This is a genomic window from Streptomyces sp. LN549, from assembly GCF_043203805.1.
Classification (GTDB): Bacteria; Actinomycetota; Actinomycetes; order Streptomycetales; family Streptomycetaceae; genus Streptomyces.
Window position 1 is genome coordinate 4,162,090 of the sequence record NZ_JAZHRI010000002.1, and the last position, 20,190, is coordinate 4,182,279.

The 20,190-nt window shown below is 69.0% G+C and carries 13 protein-coding genes, 1 pseudogene and 1 riboswitch; of the genes and pseudogenes, 7 read left to right on the forward strand and 7 right to left on the reverse strand.

The annotated features are described in order from the left end of the window. Nucleotides 1-367 precede the first annotated feature (367 nt). The 3 genes from SH922_RS18725 to SH922_RS18735 all read right to left on the reverse strand — a co-directional run bounded on the left by SH922_RS18725 (nt 368) and on the right by SH922_RS18735 (nt 3,966). Nucleotides 368-1,708 (reverse strand): ice-binding family protein, encoded by a 1,341-nt coding sequence (locus SH922_RS18725; RefSeq protein WP_393059086.1) that lies wholly within the window; start codon nt 1,706-1,708, stop codon nt 368-370. Between the two features lie 861 nt (nt 1,709-2,569). After that, nucleotides 2,570-3,169: a hypothetical protein gene (locus SH922_RS18730; RefSeq protein WP_393059087.1), complete on the reverse strand. Its 600-nt coding sequence runs from the start codon at nt 3,167-3,169 to the stop codon at nt 2,570-2,572. A gap of 458 nt (nt 3,170-3,627) precedes the next feature. Continuing rightward, on the reverse strand, nt 3,628-3,966 hold the full coding sequence (locus tag SH922_RS18735; RefSeq protein WP_393059088.1) for a MerR family transcriptional regulator: 339 nt from the start codon (nt 3,964-3,966) through the stop codon (nt 3,628-3,630). 937 nt (nt 3,967-4,903) lie between these two features. Between SH922_RS18735 and SH922_RS18740 the strand changes: the two genes are divergently transcribed. Both SH922_RS18740 and SH922_RS18745 read left to right on the forward strand, forming a co-directional pair. Beyond that, nucleotides 4,904-5,563 (forward strand): SMI1/KNR4 family protein, encoded by a 660-nt coding sequence (locus SH922_RS18740; RefSeq protein ID WP_393059089.1) that lies wholly within the window; start codon nt 4,904-4,906, stop codon nt 5,561-5,563. 252 nt (nt 5,564-5,815) lie between these two features. Then, nucleotides 5,816-8,869: an FG-GAP-like repeat-containing protein gene (locus SH922_RS18745; RefSeq protein WP_393059090.1), complete on the forward strand. Its 3,054-nt coding sequence runs from the start codon at nt 5,816-5,818 to the stop codon at nt 8,867-8,869. A 417-nt stretch (nt 8,870-9,286) separates the two neighbouring features. On the opposite strand, the gene SH922_RS18750 is transcribed toward SH922_RS18745, so the two are convergent. Next, on the reverse strand, nt 9,287-10,018 hold the full coding sequence (locus tag SH922_RS18750; protein WP_393059091.1) for an alpha/beta fold hydrolase: 732 nt from the start codon (nt 10,016-10,018) through the stop codon (nt 9,287-9,289). Between the two features lie 158 nt (nt 10,019-10,176). Here SH922_RS18750 and SH922_RS18755 point away from each other — a divergent pair, with 158 nt between their 5' ends. Further along, entirely contained in the window at nt 10,177-10,572 is a 396-nt protein-coding gene (locus SH922_RS18755; RefSeq protein WP_393059092.1) for a winged helix-turn-helix transcriptional regulator, read from the forward strand. A 57-nt stretch (nt 10,573-10,629) separates the two neighbouring features. Beyond that, nucleotides 10,630-10,807 (forward strand): annotated as a pseudogene (locus tag SH922_RS18760) (IS5/IS1182 family transposase); the annotation flags it as partial. An 11-nt stretch (nt 10,808-10,818) separates the two neighbouring features. On the opposite strand, the gene SH922_RS18765 reads toward SH922_RS18760, so the two are convergent. Then, nucleotides 10,819-11,676, reverse strand: a complete 858-nt coding sequence (locus tag SH922_RS18765) for a PQQ-binding-like beta-propeller repeat protein (RefSeq protein WP_393059093.1) — start codon at nt 11,674-11,676, stop codon at nt 10,819-10,821. Nucleotides 11,677-11,820: 144 nt separating this feature from the next. On the opposite strand from SH922_RS18765, the gene SH922_RS18770 reads away from it, so the two are divergent. Together SH922_RS18770 and dacB are read left to right on the forward strand one after the other, a co-directional pair. Continuing rightward, entirely contained in the window at nt 11,821-12,165 is a 345-nt protein-coding gene (locus SH922_RS18770) for a hypothetical protein (protein WP_393059094.1), read from the forward strand. 472 nt (nt 12,166-12,637) lie between these two features. Further along, a complete protein-coding gene (gene dacB, locus SH922_RS18775; protein WP_393059095.1) occupies nt 12,638-14,218 on the forward strand; it encodes a D-alanyl-D-alanine carboxypeptidase/D-alanyl-D-alanine-endopeptidase in 1,581 nt (526 codons plus the stop codon). 396 nt (nt 14,219-14,614) lie between these two features. On the opposite strand, the gene SH922_RS18780 is transcribed toward dacB, so the two are convergent. Both SH922_RS18780 and cobN read right to left on the reverse strand, forming a co-directional pair. Continuing rightward, nucleotides 14,615-14,806: a hypothetical protein gene (locus SH922_RS18780; protein WP_393059096.1), complete on the reverse strand. Its 192-nt coding sequence runs from the start codon at nt 14,804-14,806 to the stop codon at nt 14,615-14,617. 118 nt (nt 14,807-14,924) lie between these two features. Then, entirely contained in the window at nt 14,925-18,524 is a 3,600-nt protein-coding gene (gene cobN, locus SH922_RS18785) for a cobaltochelatase subunit CobN (protein WP_393059097.1), read from the reverse strand. A 90-nt stretch (nt 18,525-18,614) separates the two neighbouring features. Then, nucleotides 18,615-18,690: riboswitch (cobalamin riboswitch) on the reverse strand. 104 nt (nt 18,691-18,794) lie between these two features. Here cobN and cobG point away from each other — a divergent pair. Beyond that, the gene (gene cobG / locus SH922_RS18790; RefSeq protein ID WP_393063613.1) at nt 18,795-20,105 is read left to right on the forward strand and encodes a precorrin-3B synthase; all 1,311 of its coding nucleotides are present in this window, start codon (nt 18,795-18,797) and stop codon (nt 20,103-20,105) included. The last annotated feature ends 85 nt before the right edge of the window (nt 20,106-20,190 follow it).

The following is a 20,190-nucleotide window of genomic DNA, read 5'->3' on the forward strand; positions in this document are numbered from 1 at the left end:
CTGCCAAACACAGGGCCACTGCGGCTCCCGTTACCGCTGTCAGCAAGCGGGGCGGCCCTGAAATCCCACAACCCCCACGCGCCCCTCCGCCCCCGTCCTGCGCTGCCGGCTCAGCGCCGTTCCGTTGCGATTCCTTCACATTCGTCGACTCAACGCCGCTCAGCACGGCCCCACCCGGCCCTTCCCATCCCGACTGCTCGCACCTGCATCTCCTGCTTCCGCGGGTGGCGCGCGACGGCATCGACGACGATCCGCCGCGCACCACCCGTCTTACTCGCGCGTGAGGGCGCCCACCCATGCGAACGCTCCGGCGAAGGGGCCTACACGCGATTCACTGCCCCCAGCGAACTGCGAGGGAGGACTTCACTCAGTGGTCGTAGTGGGCCAGCTTGGACTTCTGCTCGTGCTTGCCGTGCTTCACCGGCTTGCCGTGCTTGCCGTGCTTGCCGTGCTTCACCGGCTTATCGTGCTTCTCGTGCTTGCCGTGCTTCACCGGCTTATCGTGCTTGCCGTGCTTGCCGTGCTTCACCGGCTTATCGTGCTTGTCGTGCTTGCTGTGCTTCCCCGGCTTGTCATGCTTGCCGTGCTTCCCCGGCTTGTCGTGCTTGCCGTAGCAGCCACACTCTTCGTGTCCGCCCGTGGCGTCACCGGTCGCAGCGTCACCCGTCGCGGCATCACCCGTCGCAGCGTCACCCGTCGCGGCATCACCCGTCGCAGCGTCACCGGTCGCAGCGTCACCCGTCGCGGCATCACCCGTCGCGGCATCACCCGTCGCGGCATCACCCGTCGCAGCGTCACCCGTCGCAGCGTCACCCGTCGCGGCATCACCCGTCGCAGCGTCACCCGTCGCGGCATCACCCGTCGCGGCATCACCCGTCGCGGCATCACCCGTCGCAGCGTCACCCGTCGCGGCATCACCCGTCGCAGCGTCACCCGTCGCAGCGTCACCGGTGGTCGTGGTGGTGGTGTCGTCGCACATTGGCCTGGTGATCACGTTGTCGTCCAGTGTCACGGCCCCATTGCGGGCCAATGCCCGCCCTTGGATGGTCGTCCCATTAGTGACAGTGATCGAGGTGAGCGCCATGAGGGTGCCCACGAAGTTGGAGTCAGTTCCGAGCGTGGCCGATTCGTCGGTCACCCAGAACACGTTGCACGCCTGGGCGCCGTTCTGAAGGACCACGCTGCTGGAGGATGCCGTTGTCAGGCCCGCAGGAATCTTGAACACCCAAACGGCATCGGGGTTGTTCTGTGCGTCCAGGGTCCAGGTGCCATTGAGCCCGAGACCGGACGTGACTGCGTAGGTGCCCTGAACCAGCGTGGGGTTCACGGGCGCCGCAGAAAGGTTGAACTGCGTGGGCTGACCGAAGGCGTTGTCGTATGCAGTGACCAGGTCGGCCTTCGCCTGCATGGCCACGCCGTCCGCCTCGTGGATCGTCCCGCCCGCTACCAGCCCGGGCGGGAATCCGGTGACGTCCGACCCCGGATGTACGCCGACATCTCCGGTGACTACGGAGAAACCGTCGTTCGTGACCGTCGAACCAGCCAGCACCGCGAAGCTTTCCGCGGTGCCCAGAGGTACAAGTGTTGCTGCAGTTGCTCGTGTAGGCGTCACTGCCACAACGGCAACAGCGACCAGCAGGGTGAGCACCCCCGCGATCCAGGCTGTCATTGTGCGCCGATGCGGCGCATCGGGAATGTTCAGTACCATCGAGGACCCAACTCCTGTGGGGGGTGGTGAAGTCCGGCGTTCCTCGCCAAACGGAATCGCCTCTCCTGTCGGCGGAATATTACGCAGATGGCCATCCCTGGTTACGCTTCACCGGGTAATGTCGCCGAAATCCATCAATATAGATCACGAAATATATGACAAATGTTGAGCCGACTGGCTGTCACTTGTTCATGCGGCGATCCGTTGCCAGCACAGTCAATTCCTCCCGTCACGCCGATCACCCGCCACTGCCCGTCAACAGACAGGGATGAGTCGACGATCCCGCCACCCTCCGCATTCGTCGCCAGTCATACATGCGACGACACTCAGACGAGAAGTCATCAGTTCGAAACACATGACCTGGATCGACCCCAGGACACCTGAAAGCCTGGCGCCTTGGCCGGTCTCGCAACGCCGAGCAGGCCGTGCCACAACGTGCCAATTGGGGTGGTGAACACCAGTCACCAGAGGGCATTTTGAAAGCCGCCGCGCAGCCTCACCGGCCGGCATGCCCGCAGGTCAGCCACCGCATACGACTCAATACACCGAGGCATTCCCGAGCTCAGAGCGTGAGTTCGATTTTCGTCACCCGATCCATGAAAAAGCCCCAGGCCAACGGCCGGGGGCTTTTTGTTGTCCAGACCTCTTGCGACCCGCATGCTTCGCATGCCAGTCGCCCTACCGAACCCCAGTTGACCAGCAGGTCCACCTGCCCGGACGAACCTGAACCAGCGCACTGGAAATATGGACCCCGCCGCGACAATCGGGCCAGTGGCCTGCCCACACGCCCCGGCAAAGAAGAAGAGCCCGTCAGCAAGCTGGCGGGCTCCCGCGAAGGATCGAGGCTAACCTGCCATCAGGTCAGATCGTCGGTGTTTCGTCGACGATCTCCTTGTGCGGTTCGACAATGAACCTCCAGCCATTGCTGGGCTCCAGGAACCGCACGCGGGTCGGGTAGATGTCCAGGGCACGACGGTCGCGGTTTTGGCCATTCGTGTTCTTCCGCCCCCGGGCCGGTTCCTCGTACAGGTCGACCTTGACGTCCGGCACCGCAACGGCTTCCTCGCTCCACCGCTGAACGATCCCCGCACCGAATGCGTCCCGTGCGGCGGAGTAGAGCGATTCCAGGGATTCCTGGTTCCCATCGGGCACGAAGAGGGCGAGGTTCAGGAGTACGCCGGCACTCTGAAGAACCTCGATCTCTTCCCCTGCTTTGTCGGAAATCCAGATTCCGCACTCCTCGGCATTGTCCGGGAGAACATGAATTTCATCACCGAAGATCGTCTTCGCAGCGAAGGACTTCCCCTCGAAATTCTTACCCGGCTCCGTAAGGAAAGCCGGGGCGTAGCAGTCGAGAGGAAGGCCATTCATCTCCGCCGAGACAAAGATGCCGTCCTGGAGGCCCAATTCCGAAGCCTCTTCGGCCGTGAGACGTCGAGCCGTAACCTTCTCGGTATTCACGCCATTCCCCTTTTTTCGTGGCGCCCTGTAAATTCATTAGGACTATACCATGAAAACGAACAGCCAGTCCCTTTACGCACACCTTCGCACGAACAACAATACAGTCGACCCTCCGATTAATTTCTTCCGGCAGGACAGCGGACAAATCCTCTCGCACCGCCGACGAAAAGCAGTCCCCGTAGAGAAATATGGCGAAACCCAAGAGGTGACTCACCGATTCGGCGGAGATTTCGGAACCAAGTCAGCCGCCAAGTGAAATATGAGCGGCCTTCGCCCGGTCCAGCGCGGCCTTGCGGACGGTCTCGACCAGCAGAGCACCCCGGCCTGGGACACCACAAGTGACGCTGCCGCCTCACGCCCGCACGCCCGCACGCCCTGGCGTGAGAGGAAGCGAGCCGTACGTCCCGCCCCCGACATGGGTGTGCGCACCGGCCGGTACCCGACGGGCGCGCACCACTTCAGCCGGCGGGCAGTGGCTCCACCGATCCGGCGGTGCTGCGGTATTCGGCGTTGATGCGCTGGGCTTCTTCGAGCTGGTCTTCGAGGATGACGATGCGGCAGGCGGCCTCGATGGGGGTGCCCTGGTCGACGAGTTCCCGGGCGCGGGCAGCGATGCGCAGCTGGTAGCGGGAGTAGCGGCGGTGGCCGCCCGCGGAGCGCAGCGGGGTGATCAGGCGGGCCTCTCCGATGGCGCGGAGGAATCCCTGGGTGGTGCCGAGCATCTCGGCGGCCCGGCCCATCGTGTAGGCGGGGTAGTCGTCGTCATCGAGACGACCGAACGAATCATCTGCTGTCATTGCACCTCTTCCATGGAACGCGTGGAGGGGCCCTGGTGCCATATGGCACCAGGGCCCCGAAGGAACTTCTACACCATCTGCCGACCCCGGTACTGCGTCGGCCTTCTGTGTCCGCTGACCCGACCAAGGTGCTGTCGGGGATGCGGGGATCGCGGTTGCTCGACCGGAGACCACCTCACTATCGATGTCCTGCGGTACCCGGGCTCAGTCATTCCGCCCGGGCGATCCTGATGGCGCGGGGCTCCTCCGTTCTTCCCTCTTGATCAACTACTACCGACGGGGTACTGCGTACTGCTGGTACTGCTAACTGCTCGTGACCTCGGACAGCGCCACTCTTCGGCAGCCAGCCCCGTCGCCCGTCCTGCATCTGCTCTGGCTTGGAACCCCACTGCCGAACCTCCCGGCACGCGCGCCCGCAGCCGACGCCTTTACCGAGGAACCACTGACAAACCGCACTGCTGGAACTGCGAACCGCACAGCTGAACTACTACTGCGGTCCTCTCACGGCAGCCCCTGATAACTGCGGGCCACCCGGTCCGGTCGTCAGTCCCGTCGCCGTCCTGCAACAACCCTGGCTTCAGAACTCCACCACCGCACCGTCCTGCGCACTGCAACTACGTGTACCGCTGCCTGGCAGTTCATCTCTGCCGGGCCTTGCTCGATCTCGGCTACGAGAGAAACCATAACCACCGCACCACCCAATGTCTACGATCGTCGCCATAGATTTCTATGTGCTGGACAGAGAGATAGTCGGCCTCGGCCGCCGAAGGGGCGCGGGCGGACCAGACCGGCCGAGGACACCTCCTCCGGCCTCCGACCTGGTTCCTGCCATCGCAAGCGATCACGCCCGCGTCGGCCGAGGACAGCGTGTGCTGCGCACTCGTGCTGCACGGTAAATCCCGTGTCGGTACGGTGCGACCCGCCCTAACGTGTACCCATGAGTGAGGACACGTGGGCGGGAGTGCGGGAGCGGGTGCTCCGGCTCGCCGAACACCCCGGAGCAGACAAAGTCTTCGGGGCACAGGGGCATGGCTTTCGCCTCGGTCCGGTCATGAGCGAGGAACGGCTCCGGGCGCTGGAGGCGGACCTGGGCGTGGGTCTGCCCGCGCAGTACCGGAGTTTTCTACTCCATGTAGGAGGAGGGGGAGCCGGCCCCGACTACGGCCTGATGACACCCACCTCGGGTGTTGGTGGGTGGCAGTGGCGCGGCATCGGGCTCACCTACTCTGCGCAGCCGACCACCGCCGAGTTCGCCGGACGGCCCTTCGTGGCCGAGGCGCTGCGGAGTGAGCTTGCCGCGCTGGAGGACCAGGAGCCCGAGAGCGACGCCTGTGCGGACGAAGAAGAGTTCCGACGCGCGTACGCGGCCTGGGATGCGCGCTACGAGGAGCTGTATGACGCGCAGGAGGCGGGCGCGGTGTTCCTCAGCGAGCAGGGATGCGGCTATGCGTCGCTCATAGTGATGACGGGCCCGCACCGAGGTGCCATCTGGGAGGACCTGAGACCGATGGACCGAGGGATCGAGCCGACCGGGCACGACTTCGCGTACTGGTACCGAAGTTGGCTCGAGCGCACCGAGCAACGGCTCGAAGCCTGACACGGTCAGCACCGTGCAGTACTGCGAACGCCATGAAGTGCAGGGACCTGGGACTTGTTGTAGTGCGCGGTGATCAGTCATCAGCGCCGCTCCGGGGCCCGTAGGTCATGCGCAGGTAAAGTGCTAAAGTCCGGCCATTCGCCTGGGGGGATGGCTGAACGTCATATGTGCCGCGCGTCCATGACCTGCGGCTCAACGGCGTACGCACAAGTCTCTCCAAGCCTTCGACTACCGTCCCCGGAGAGGTCCTGCATGGGCAGACGTGCGCTCGTACGAGGCGCCACCGCCGTCACTGTTTCCTTCACGCTCGCCCTCGGGCTCGGCCCGCTCTCGGCCGGCAGTGCGCATGGGGAGACAGTCGCCGGAGAGGTGGTCGTGCCGGCCACCACGGCCATGGTTCCCCGGACTGGCCTGCTGGGCGCGGGGTCCTCGGGGTTCCTCCGGTACGAGGAGGGGCGGGGCCAGCTGTGGACGACGTACGACGGTGTCGACACGGTCGTCGACGCCTCGGGCACGGACGCGTACGGCGTCACGAGTGCCGGCGCGGGCTCGGACGTCGTCGCCCGCTACGACGACTCCGCCCGGACCGTGACGCTGCGGAACATGACGTCCGGCCAGGTCAGCACGGTCGCGCTCCCCGACGGACACTCGTACTTCAGCACCCTCGGGTCGACGGTCGTCACGACGGCGGGAGCCCCGGGTACCGACTCCGTGTGGCATCTGCTGGACGCCCGGGCCGACGGCTCCGTCACCGACCGCACGGTGGAAGGCGTCCCCGCCGGCGTCTACCTGTGGTCCGCCGCCGGGCTGGGCGACGCGCACGGACAGGTCGTGCGGTACCGAAAGGGCGACGACGAAGTCACCGGATGGCTCGATGTCGAGCAGGGGCGCTTCACCGCCCTGCCGTACACCGTGCAGTCGTGGCACTACCTGGTCGCGCTCAGCGCCACCCACCTGGTGTGGTTCTACGACGGCACCCTGCACGTCGCCTCCCGCCAGGACCCGGCCGCCGCCGTGCGGACCGTTCCGGTCGGCGACATCGCGCAGGTACTGGGCCTGGTCGGGGACAACGTCATCGTGTCCCGGTACGACTCCTCCCTGGGCCGCTACGACACCAGTCGCGCGGTCTCGCGGGTCGAGGCCGTCCCTCTCAACGGCTCCGCGCCGCGGACGCTGCTGGCCAGGACGTCGCGGCAGGCCATGCCGACTCCGGGCGGCGGGCTACTGGTCGCGGGCGGCGCCGACCCGGACCACTGGGGCGTCTCTCTCATCGAGGCCGCCGGGGGCGGCGGGGTCACCGTGCGCCGGATCGCGGACGCGTACCCCCGGCAGACCGCCCGCACCGTCTCCCAGCTGTCCCTCGCCCAGGGTCGGTTGACCACCGTGGAGCAGGATCCCGTGGGTGACTGGACGTATCTCCACACCCGTGAGACCGGAGTGGCCGGCTCCCCCACGGCGGGGGCACGCACCACCCGCGGCCGTATCGCGCCGGAGAACTACTCGGAGGGCCGTCCGCGTCTCATCGACACCGGCGACGGCCGGACGGTCACCTCCGGGTACGGCACGAGCGCCGCCCAGCAGCCCCAGCTCCTCGGTGCCGCCCAGTCGCTGCCCGGCACCCGGATCGACAGCTCCCGCAGCTACCAGGCCGCGACCGCAGCGGGCGGCCGCTTCGCCGCCCTGACCAGGCCGTACGACAGCACCGGCGCGGCGGAGACCCGGATCGTCGACCTCGACACCGGGCGCACGGTGTACACGACGACGGAGACCGTGCGGGCGATGTGGGGCACCACCGTGTGGGTGATGTCCGGCAACGACACCGTGGTCCCCGTGGATCTGCTGACCGGGAAGCAGGGCGAGCCGGTGTGGTTCGGGCGCGGCTGCCTGCTGAACGACTTCCAGGCGGTCGGTCGGTGGCTGCTGTGGAACTGCGTGCTCAACTCGGAGGGTCAGGGCGTCTACGACACCGTCACCAAGCGGAACCTGACCCTCGTCTCCGGCTCCGGCTGGGAGCAGGCACAGCTCGGCGACGGCTTTGTCGCGACAGCCGAGGCCGGCCGGCTGAAGGTGATCGACGTCCGCAGCGGGACGCCCGTGTCGCACACCGCCGGGAAGTTCGAGGGGAACGCCTGGGACGTCGACCCGTACACAGGCGTGATCGCCCAGCTCCGCTCCGACAACACCATCCGTCTGACCTCCAGCGATGTCCCCGTCTCCGCCCTCGTCCAGCGCGACGCCACCGTCGCCGCCTCGGTGGACGTCAAGGGCGGCGAGGCGCAGTGGAGCCCGAAGTGGTGGCTGAACAAGCCCGCGGCCAGCTGGAAGCTCGTGATCAGCAACAGGGCCGGTACGGCCGTGCGCACGCTCTCCGGCGGCCTGGCACGCGGTGTGGTGATCCCGGCCTGGAACGGCAAGGACGGCTCCGGCCGACTGGTGCCCAACGGCGCCCATACCTGGAAGCTGACCGTCACCCCCGCGGACGGGCAGGGCGCGGCGCTGACGAAGACGGGCACGGTCAAGGTCACCGGAGCCGCTGCGGCCCGTCGCGACTTCGTCGGATCGGACGGCTTCGGCGAGCTGATGACACTGAACGGCTCGGGCGGACTGACGTACCAGTACGGGACGGGGAAGGGAACGTTCACCGGGAAGCGAACGGGCTCCGGGTGGCCGACCACGGTGAAGGCGGTGCCCTTCGGCGACCTGAGCGGTGACCGCTGCAATGACGTGCTCGTTCGGTTCAGCAGCGGCGCGTTGCGCGCCTACCGGCCCGCGTGCGGGGCGGCGGCGACGCCTTCCACCGCGTCCACCTCGCTGGGCACGGGCTGGAACCAGTACGACGTGCTGACCTCGCCAGGGGACGTCAGCGGTGACAACCGGGCCGACCTGATCGCCCGCCGGTCCTCGACCGGCGACGTCTACCTCTACAAGGCGACGAGCACGGGCAAGCTCTCCGCCAGCGTGAAGATCGCGTCCAAGTGGACGGGATACAAGAAGATCCTGGGCGCGGGCGACCTCAACGGCGACGGTTACGGCGACCTGCTGGTGCAGGACAGCTCGAACGAGCTGTGGCGCTACGACGGCACCGTGACCGGCAAGTTCAAGAGCCGCGTGAAGGTCTTCGACAACTGGGGCTCGTCGTACAACGTGATCGTGGGCGTCGGCGACATCACCGGCGACGGCAAAGCCGACATCGTCTCCCGCGACACCTCCGGCACCGCCTGGCGCAACAACGGCAACGGCAAGGGCTCCTTCGGCGGCCGTACGAAGATCGCCACCGGTTGGCAGGGGTACAAGGCCCTGTTCTGAGCCGGCCTTTGCCACTGCCCCGCGGGCCCGGACGACGTGTTTCGTCCGGGCCCGTTCCATGCCGCATGCCCAAGACACCCCGGCCACCGCTGCCCGGCGAACGAACCACGGGTGAATTCCGGCTCCGCCCCCAAAGGCTTCTTCCCCGGCCTTCTCGCAGGCGGTGCGCCCAAGGTTGGCCTGCCCGCTCGCGACCTCCCGCCGTCGTTCAAGGTCCGAGCGCTGCGAACATGCGCACAACGATGCGGGCGCCGCGGCCCTGCCACGCCGCAGCTCGTTGGGAACTTCCTCGCGACACGCGTGGCTGTCACAGAGGCCCCATGGCGCCTCTCGCGAAGCGGGCGGCTTGGTGGCCCGGTTCGCAGTCCGTCGGTGGCGGGCCTTCTCCAGCTCACTGCCGCAGTCACGGTCCGGACGCTACCGAAGGGTGGATTCAAGCAGCAGTTCGCTCAGCTCCGACGGCATGGTGATCATGCAGTCGTGTCCGGTCGGCAGTTCCCGTATCCGTGCCGGGAGGCCGTTGGGCTGTGTCGCGGGGACGGGCCGCCGCACGATGCCTTCCGGCTCTGCGCCGACACAGTGAATGTATGTACGCGGAACCGACTCCAAGGCGGGGTTGTCCAGCCGGACCGGTTGCTGCAGGCAGCGCACTGGCTGGTCGGAGAGGCTCGCACGCAGCCATGCGATGTCCGCCGGGTCGGTGACCCCGAACAGACCGAGGGGCGGAGGCATCTCGGGCAGCGGTGGAATGCGCCAGCTGTCTTCGGACTCGGCGGCCAGGTCGATCAGGTTCTGGGTCATGGGCTGCACGTCGACGGCGGTCTCGCCGTGCTCCGGGACCATCGCGTCCAGGTACACCAGATGAGCGATCCGTTCCGGTACCTCGTTGGCCACGGACGAGACGACCAGCCCCGCGTAGCTGTGACCCACGAGCACCACCTCGGTCAGGTCCTCCTCGTGGATCAGCTTCACGACGTCCTCGACGTGCGTGTCGAGCCCCACCTCGGGGCCGAGCAGGTGTGCCTTGTCGCCGTAGCCGGTCAGCGAGGGCGCGAATACACGGTGTCCGGCCGACACCAGCAGCGGGACCACCCGCTCCCAGGACCGGCCGCTGTGCCAGGCACCGTGTACCAGCAGAAAAGTTGACATGAGGGGAGTTCTTTTCCTCTTCGGGGCGTGGAGGCACGGGAACATTACGGTTCCTGTTCGTGCCTCAGTACTCTTTGAGAACCGACATCATCGTGCTGCACCTGCCACACCCCGATCAATAAGGCACATTTAGGTGCCCCGGTTCTCTGGAGGTAACCATGAGCGGCACAGCGGGCGGCGAGTCGCGGCCGGCACGGCCGGAGGACCCGTGCCAGGTCCGTGAAGTGCTCGGCATCGTCGGCGACAAGTGGTCGCTGCTGATCGTGCGTAACCTCAGCCAGGGGCCACGCCGCTTCACCGAACTGAAGCGGGCCGTCGACGGGATCAGCCAGCGCATGCTCACCGTCACCCTGCGCGACCTGGAACGCGATGGGATCCTCACAAGGACCGTACGCAATGTCATGCCACCGCACGTCAGTTACGAACTCACTCCGATGGGCAGGGCCCTCCGCAAAGCCACCGCACCCCTGTTGGAGTGGAGCATCACGCACCTGACGCACATCGATGCCGCCCGCGCCGTGTACGACGCCCGCCCCGACACCCCGCCCGCCTGACCCCTGCCCCGGCTGCGCGCCACCCGGCGATCACCATCGGCCACGCAGCCCAGGTACGGCGGACTGACCACCAAGACCCACCTGGCCTGCGACGGCCGGAGCCGCCCACTCGCCCATGAAGATCCGCTCCTACCTGCGCAGACGCGGCATCAAGGCGGCCGTTCCCGAACGGATCGACCAGATCAACGGCCGCCTGCGGCGAGGCGAGAGCCGGTACCGACTCGACCGCGAACTGCCGCTGGGGTGCTAATCCTTGGACTCCGGAGCGCCGGGTGCAGCGACCGATCCGGTGAATCCGCTCTGTGCCGTGAGGTAGAGGACCCCGCCCAGGCAGAGCGGCTCGGCGAGCGGGCCCAGGTCCAGGCGCAGGCCCGCGGGAGTGGGCAGGCGTACGGTCCCGGAGGTGGAGCCGTCGGCGATATCCAGGGTCCGTAGCTCTCTGCGTCCCACGGCGAGGACGCGGTCGTCGGCGAGCGCGAGGCCACCGGTCGCCGCCGGCGCGGGGCGGTTCCAAAGAGGCTTGCCCGTAGGCCAGTCGAAACCGTTCAGGCGTCCGCTCGTATCCCGTAGGACGAGGATGTCGCGGTCGCCTGCCACCGGCGCGGTGGCGGGAGTGACCGACGGGGCCAGAGTCCGCTGGGTCGAGAGCGTGCCCGGGGCGAGGAGGATGACGCCGCGGCGCCGGGTCGACCAGCACAGCAGTGTGTCGTCGTGCGCGAGCAGGCCGGAGCAGTCGACGTCTTCGCGGATCCGCGGCTCCGGCACGGCTTCCGTGGTGTCCAGAGCGGCCACCGATCCGTCGGCCAGTGGCAGATAGACCTGCTCGTCGTGGACGACCAAGGGGCCGTTCGCATCCGGAAGACGACCCGTCCATTCCTGGGCGCCGTCCCTCGTGCGCAGGCCCTGCACTTCGATGAGTTCGGCATCGGAGGTCGCTTGGTCGTCGATGTGCGCCACATACAGTCGGCCGGCCGCGTAGGTGAGTGCACGCATGCCCGTGTAACTCATGCGCTGGTAGCGCCACTTGACGAGGCCCGTCGCCGCGTCCACGGCGCTGACCCCGGCCTGCGCGGGCACGAAGTGCACGGTCGCGCGCGGGCGCACGGGGGAACCGGGGCCCGATAGAGCCGAATGCGCGGGAAGAACGATTCCTCACACCTCGTTCGGGCGACGCGCCGCTTACCTCCCTGGCAGTCCGGGCATCGCTTGCCGTGATCTCCGTACGCCCACGAAAAGGTGAACACCCCTATGCGTCTCCGCTCCGCCATGGCCGCATCGGCCGGCGCCCTCCTGCTGCTCCTCGCCACCCCGGGCTCCGCCTCGGCCGCCAACGGCCAGTTCCGCTACACGTACGTGACCTCCGACGGCTACGAGGCCGTCGGCTTCTTGAACGACCCCGACAGCGGTACGTGCATCAACATCCAGGGGCCGGGATCCGAGCCGGGCTCCGCCGCCAACGCGCCCAAGAACCGGACCGACGCGACGGCGACGGTCTTCCTCGAAGCGGACTGCACCGGCGACGCCTACTTCACCCTGCGCCCGGGCGGCGGCGCCTCGGACCGGCTGCTCGTGCGCTCGGTCGTCTTCTCCTGAACCCGGTGTGGAACCGCGTACCAGCATCACCGCCCGACACACGTCTCCACGATCCTCCTGAGCTGACGGGTGACTAAGCCTGCTTGACGTATGAGCAGGTGGACGGGCGTCGATGCTGGGAACGCGTTCCCAGGGGCCGGATCGGCACGCGCCGGGCCGCGTACCACCTCCGGTTCACGAAGCACCCTGCCTCTGGCGGCGGCACGGTCACACGCCTTGCGGCGGGCCGTCCGAGCCGTTGAGGGCAAGCGCCTGAAGGCTGAGCCCGGCCGCGGTCGCTGACCGGCTGCCTCGGCCGGGCGTGCGCGGCGCATTTCGACGAATGCGCCGTGCCTTTCGGGTGACAACCGTTCGCGCCGCCCGTATCCGGCGTCCATGGGGGTCCATACCTGACCCCATGGACAGGAAACTGCCGAGACGAACGGTGCGTGTTGCAGTGCGAGGAAAAGACTTCGGATCCCTTCGGCAGCGCGTGGCCGCCGGATGCTGTGCCCTGCTGCTCCTGGCCGTGGCGTCGGGTACGGCGGCCCAGGCGGCCTCGTCGCCCGACGGCGGCGGTTCCGACCGGCTGGACCCGCGGATCACAGCGATCATGCACAAGCCGGACTACCCCAACGCCCAGTGGGGCCTGCTCCAGCAGGACCCGGACAGCGGGCGGGTCATCCACAGCCGGTTCGCCGAGCAGTTCTTCATCCCCGGTTCGGTGGCCAAACTGTTCGGCACCTCCGGGGCGTGGAACACCCTCGGCGGCGACCACCGCTTCAGGACACCTGTCTACGCGGTCGGCGAGCGCCGCGGGAGCACGTTGGACGGCGATCTCGGCCTAGTCGCCCAAGGTGACCTCACCATGGGCGGCAGGACCCGTCCCGACGGCACGGTCGACTACACCGATCTCGACCACACGTACGCCAATGACTTTCCCGGCGCCACGCTCACTCCGGAGAACCCGCTCGCCGGGATCAACAAGCTCGCGCAGCAGGTGCGGCGTTCCGGAATCACCCGTGTCGAAGGGAACGTGATCGTCGACGACCGGCTCTTCCGGCCCGAGCCGGTGTTCATCCCCGTCCCGACCCCGCTGATCATCAACGACAATCTCATCGACCTGCTGACCACCCCCGGCGCCCGCCCCGGCGCCCCCGCACAACTGGACTGGCGGCCGAAGGTCGCCCCGTACCGTGTCACGTCGACGGTGAAGACCGTGGCGGCGGGCAAGCCGACGAACATCGAGGTGACGAGCTCCGACAACGGCACCCGGATCCGCCTTTCCGGCACCATCGCGGCCGGCTCCGAACCGGCTCTGAAGGTGTCGCCCATCGCCGATCCGGCGGCCTTCGGACGCACCGCGCTGATCGAGGCGCTGGGGCGGGCCGGGGTGAAGGTGACGGCGAAGGCGACCGGCGCCAACCCGGTCGGGCAACTCCCCGGATCGTACGAGGGCCGGCCGCGCGTGGCTCTGTACACCTCGCCGCCGTTCGCCCAGTACGCCAAGCTCATCTTCAAGGTCAGCCACAACCTGGGCGGCAACCTCGCCATCTGTCTGATGGCGGTCGCGACCGGCAGCAAGGACTGCATGGACGGTTTCCCGGTGCTGGCCGACTTCCTGGACCGCGCGGGCGTCGACCGCAAACAGGTCCAGCTCCTGGACGGCCGTGGCGGCAACCCCGTCGACCGGACCACGCCCAAGGCCGTCGTGCAGTTGCTGACGTACTGGCAGCACACGTCCGAGGCGGCGCGCTTCCGGAATGCGCTGCCCATCCTCGGCGTCGACGGCCTGCTGGCAGACAACTGCACCGACTGCCCCGCGCGCGGCAAGGTGTTCGCCAAGACCGGCGCCGCCGTCGGTCTTGACGCGCTCAACAACCGTCTGGCCGTCGGCGCCATCACGATCGCCGGCTACCTGGACAAGGGCAACGGCCGCTTCGACGCCTTCTTCGCCGGCGTGAACGGCGCCTCGACCCCGACGACCGACGTCAACGGTGTGCTGGACATTGCCGATGACCTCGCCATGATCTCCGCGTACTTGCAGGAGGCTGCGGCGCGGCGAGAAGGCTGAGAGCACCGCATCGCGGCTGTTGAGGGGACTCGCACACCGCGCAGCACAAGCGGCTGCAACACCCGACGGACGGTGTTGCAGCCGTTCGGCTTGCCTGCCCCGGTAGTCGCAGCCGCCTCTGGCCCTCCCGTCGGGTGGCTCGCACCGGCCTTTCCCGCCACTGTTGTCCGAGGTCCCGGCACCTGCATCGCCGGAAGGTCGGCCGCTCTGGACCGTGCAGCCCTCGGAACGCCGGTTCATCCCTCTCTGAGTCACCGGCCCCGAGGGCTGGATGTGCGTCCGGCCCGCCTTCAACTGTGAGCGCGAGTTCGACTCTCGTCACCCGCTCCACCAGAAAGCCCCAGGCCATGGCCGACCAGGAGGTACGAGGTGGCCACCGCCCGGAGCCTGACGGGTTCAGCTGCGGCCTGAGCTGATCCACCGCCACTTCACCGTGCAGACCACTACGGGTGCGACGACCATGGCCAGCATCCACAATCCCACGCTCGCCGGCGAGTAGATGTAGTACTGCAAGCCCTCGGGCAGGGCCGACGGCGCAAGCAGGAGAACGGTCAGCGTGACCCATGTGACCAGCACGGATGCCACCATGCGTACCGCCACCATCCCTGTCGTCCCCTTCCGTGCTGGTGCCGCTTCTTCGAGTGCTCATGGGCCGGCTGGGCGTTCGGGCCGCGCCGGCCGACGCGGGCCGTGGGGTCCTTCGGGCTCAGTCCTCGCCCTCCAGACTGCCTTCCGTCTCCAGGTAAGCCTGGCGCAGCGCGTCGAGCACGGAAGGGTCGGGCTTGGCCCACATGCCGCGGGACTCGGCCTCCAGGAGGCGTTCCGCGATGCCGTGGAGGGCCGAGGGGTTGGCTTGTCGGAGGAACGCGCGGTTGACCGGGTCCAGGACGTACGTCTCGGTGAGCTTGTCGTACATCCAGTCGGCCACCACGCCCGTCGTGGCGTCGTAGCCGAAGAGGTAGTCGACGGTGGCGGCGAGTTCGAAGGCTCCCTTGTAGCCGTGGCGGCGCATCGCCTCGATCCACTTGGGGTTGACGACCCGGGCGCGGAAGACGCGGGAGGTCTCCTCGACCAGGGTGCGGGTGCGGACGGTCTCGGGGCGGGTGGAGTCGCCGATGTACGCCTCCGGGGCACTCCCCTTGAGAGCGCGGACCGTCGCCACCATGCCGCCGTGGTACTGGAAGTAGTCGTCGGAGTCGGCGATGTCGTGTTCGCGGGTGTCGGTGTTCTTCGCCGCGACCGCGATGCGCTTGTACGCCGTCTCCATCTCCTCGCGGGCCGGGCAGCCGTCGAGTTCGCGGCCGTAGGCGTAACCGCCCCAGACCGTGTAGACCTCGGCGAGATCGGCGTCGGTGCGCCAGTCGCGGGAGTCGATGAGCTGGAGGATTCCCGCTCCGTACGTGCCGGGGCGGGAGCCGAAGATACGGGTGGTGGCCCGGCGTTCGTCGCCGTGGGCTGCCAGGTCGGCCTGGGTGTGGGCGCGTACGTGGTTCTGCTCGGCGGGCTCGTCCAGCGAGGCTGCCAGGCGGACCGCGTCGTCGAGGAGGCCGATGGTGTGAGGGAAGGCGTCGCGGAAGAAGCCGCTGATGCGGAGTGTGACGTCGATGCGCGGGCGGCCGAGTTCGGCTGCGGGGATCGCTTCCAGGCCGGTGACGCGGCGCGAGGCGTCGTCCCAGACCGGGCGGACGCCGAGGAGGGCGAAGGCCTCGGCGACGTCGTCGCCGGCGGTGCGCATCGCGCTCGTGCCCCACAGGGACAGGCCGACCGAGGTGGGCCAGTCGCCGTTGTCGGTGCGGTAGCGCTCCAGGAGCGAGTCGGCCAGGGCCTGGCCGGTTTCCCAGGCAAGCCGGGAGGGGACCGCCTTGGGGTCGACGGAGTAGAAGTTCCGGCCGGTCGGCAGGACGTTGACCAGGCCGCGCAGCGGGGAGCCGGAAGGGCCGGCAGGGACGAAGCCGCCGTTCAGCGCGTGGACGCAGTGGTCGAGTTCGTCCGTGGTGCCGGCCAGCCGCGGTACGACCTCGCGGACGGCGAAGCCGAGGATGTCGCCGACGGCCTCGGGGTGTCCGGCGGCCACGTCGGCGACGGCGTCCGCCGTCCAGCCGGCGTCCTCCATCGCCTGGACCAGGGCGCGGGCCTGCTCCTCGATGTCGTCGGCCGCGGTGCGGGTGGCCGCCGACTCGTCCAGGCCCAGCGCCTCGCGCAGGCCGGGCAGGGAGGTCGTACCGCCCCAGATCTGGCGGGCCCGCAGGATCGCGAGGACGAGGTTGACCCGGGCGGGGCCGGTGGGTGCGCCGCCCAGGACGTGCAGGCCGTCGCGGATCTGGACGTCCTTGATCTCACAGAGCCAGCCGTCGAGATGCATGATGAACTCGTCGAAGCCCTCGTCCTCGGGGCGGTCCTCGAGTCCGAGGTCGTGGTCGAGCCTGGCCGCCTGGATCAGGGTCCAGATCTGGGCGCGGATCGCCGGAAGTTTCGCCGGGTCCATAGCGGCGATCTGGGCGTGCTCGTCCAGGAGTTGTTCCAGCCGGGCGACGTCGCCGTAGCTGTCGGCGCGGGCCATCGGCGGTACGAGGTGGTCCACCAGCGTGGCGTGCACGCGACGCTTGGCCTGGGTCCCCTCCCCCGGGTCGTTGACCAGGAAGGGGTAGACGAGCGGGAGATCGCCGAGCGCCGCGTCGGGGCCGCAGGCCGCGGACAGGCCGGCGTTCTTGCCGGGCAGCCACTCCAGGTTGCCGTGCTTGCCGAGGTGGATCATCGCGTCGGCGCCGAAGCCGCCGTCCTCGGCACCGGCGGCGATCCAGCGGTAGGCGGCCAGGTAATGGTGCGAGGGCGGCAGATCGGGGTCGTGGTAGATCGCGATCGGGTTCTCGCCGAATCCGCGCGGCGGCTGGATGAGGATGAGCAGATTGCCGCGGCGCAGGGCGGCGAGGACGATGTCGCCCTCCGGGTTGCGCGAGCGGTCCAGGAACATCTCGCCGGGGGCCGGGCCCCAGTGCTGTTCGACGGCTTCGCGGAGTTCGGCCGGCAGCATCGCGTACCAGCGCCGGTAGTCGGCCGCCGGGATACGGACCGGGTTGCGGGCCAACTGCTCCTCGGTGAGCCACTCCTGGTCGTGGCCGCCCGCCTCGATCAGGGCGTGGATCAGCTCGTCGCCGTCGCCGGAGGCCAGGCCGGGCACCTCCTCCGTACCGAAGTCGTATCCCTCGGAGCGGAGCCGGCGCAGCAGGGCGACCGCGCTTGCGGGGGTGTCGAGGCCCACCGCGTTGCCGATCCGGGAGTGCTTGGTCGGGTAGGCGGACAGGACGAGTGCGAGGCGCTTCGCGTCGTTCGGGATGTGGCGGAGCCGGGCGTGCCGTACGGCGATCCCGGCGACCCGGGCCGCCCTCTCGGTGTCGGCGACGTACGCCGGGAGGCCGTCCTCGTCGATCTCCTTGAAGGAGAACGGGACGGTGATCAGGCGGCCGTCGAACTCGGGGACGGCGATCTGGCTCGCGGCGTCCAGCGGCGAGACGCCCTCGTCGTTGCCCTCCCAGTCGGTGTGGGAGCTGGTGAGGCAGAGCGCCTGGAGGATCGGTACGTCGAGGCCGGTGAGAGCGCCGGCGTCCCAGGACTCGTCGTCACCGCCCGCCGACGCCTCGGCGGGTCGGGTACCGCCCGCCGCGAGGACGGTGGTCACGATCGCGTCGGCGGCCCGCAGGGCGTCGATGAGCTCCGGCTCGGGGGTGCGCAGCGAAGCGACGTACAGCGGCAGGACGCGGGCGCCCTCGTCCTCCACGGCCCGGCACAGGGCCTCGATGAACGCGGTGTTGCCGCTCATGTGGTGCGCGCGGTAGTAGAGCACCGCGACGGTGGGGCCGTCCTCCGCCTCACGGGGCGTGCGCTCCAGCGGCCCCCAGGAGGGTGCGGGTGCGGGTGGCTCGAAGCCGTGGCCGGTGAGCAGAACGGTGTCGGACAGGAAGCGGGCGAGCTGCTCCAGGTTGGCGGGTCCGCCGTGGGCCAGGTAGGCGTGGGCCTCGGCGGCGATCCCGATCGGGACGGTGGAGGCGGCCATCAGCTGTGCGTCGGGGGCCTGTTCCCCGGTGAGGACCACGACCGGGCGCCCGGTGGCGAGGACTTGACCGAGGCCGTCCTCCCAGGCACGGACACCGCCGAGAAGACGTACGACGACCAGGTCGGCGCCGTCCAGGAGCTGAGGAAGATCCTGGAGCGGGAGCCGGGAGGGGTTTGCGTAGCGAAAGGCGACCGGGCCGTGGGAGGCGCGGGCGCTGAGCAGGTCGGTGTCGGACGTCGACAGGAGCAGGATCATGCGGCGTCTGGCCTTCCTCGGGGTGTCCACGCCCCGGGCGGTGTCGAAAGGATCTCCCCTGCCCGGCCTGCGCCGAGAGTGAGGGGAAGGGAGTTCCTGACTCGCCCGGCCGGTGGGACCGGGCTCACAGTGGCGGGACCGCGCCGGAATCGCACCGGGCTTCCTCCCCTGTCGCCGCGTGCGGCGACGACGTGCCGGATGGCCCGTCACTAGGCATAGTAAGGGTCCCTCGCCAACTGCGGGTCATACGGATCTGATGAGATGGTCGGTATGCTCGCCGCCATGCCCCCGCCAGCCACCACGCCTGCGCCGCCCGGAGACGCGTCCGTCCGGGCCCGTGGTGATGCCTGCCCCGGGACGTTGCGGCTGCACCGGGCGGACGACGGGTCACTGGCGCGCATCCGCGTTCCCGGTGGCGTACTGACCGCGGACCAGGCCGACGTGCTGCGGGAGTTGGCCGTCCGCCTGGGCGATGGTGAGCTGCATCTCACCTCACGCGGCAATGTGCAGCTGCGCGGTCTGGGGCAGGAGTGCGGCGCCGAACTGGTCTCCAGGATGAGCGAGTCGGGGCTGCTGCCCTCCGAACGGCACGAGCGGGTCCGTAACGTCGTCGCCTCCCCGCTGTCCGGGCTCGACGGCCGCGGAGAGCGGGACATCCGGCCGTGGCTGTCCGCGCTGGACGCCCTGTTGTGCGCGAGTGACGCGGCGGCCGGTCTGTCCGGGCGGTTCCTGTTCGCACTCGACGACGGCCGCGGCGACGTGGACGCGCTCGGCGCCGATGTGACCCTGCGGGCGCTGAGCGACGGGGATGCGATTCTGCGGATCGGCGCGGAGGAATCCGTGGTGCGGATACCGGGTGCCGGGGCGCCGCAGGCAGCGCTCATCGCCGCCGAGACCTTCCTGGAAGCCTCGCCCGCTTCCGGTGCCTGGCGTGTGACGGATCTGCCGGCGGGTGCCGAGTCCCTCCTCGACGAGGTCGCGCGGCGGTTGGGGCCGGCCGGAACGCGCACCGTCGCCCCGGTGGGACCGCAGGGTTCCACGGCTCCGGCCCCCGGCATGGTGACCGGCCCCCGGGACGTGGTCGCACTGTCGGTCGGCCTGCCTCTGGGGCGCATCGGCGCAGGGCAGTGGCAGACGCTGACGGACATCGCCAGACACCGGGGTGACGGCGAACTGCGGCTGACCCCGTGGCGGGGCGTCGTCGTTCCCGGGACCGGGCGGGAGCAGGCCGCCGAGCTGCTGGACTCGCTGGGCGCCGCCGGCCTGATCGTCGGGCCCCGCTCCCCCTGGACCGGCGTGGGGGCATGTATCGGGCGGCCGGGCTGCGCGAAGTCCCTGGCCGACGTACGGGCCGAGGCGGCGGCCGCCCTGGGGCCCGTGGGTGCGCTGCCGGTGTACTGGTCGGGGTGCGAACGCCGGTGCGGTCATCCGCAGGGCGAGTGGATCGACGTCGTCGCCACCCCGGACGGCCACCAGGTCGCTCTCGTACGGGACGGCCGGCGAGACGCCCCGGTGAGCATCGACGACAGCCCTCCCGCTCTCGCCGCCGCGGTATCGGCGGCCCGTGGCGCCCTCGACTGAGGCGCCCTGCCCCACACCTCGACGCCCAGGACCCCCGCGGCCCCCGCGACACCCCACCGTTCCATGCCCGATGAAGAGAGCGAAA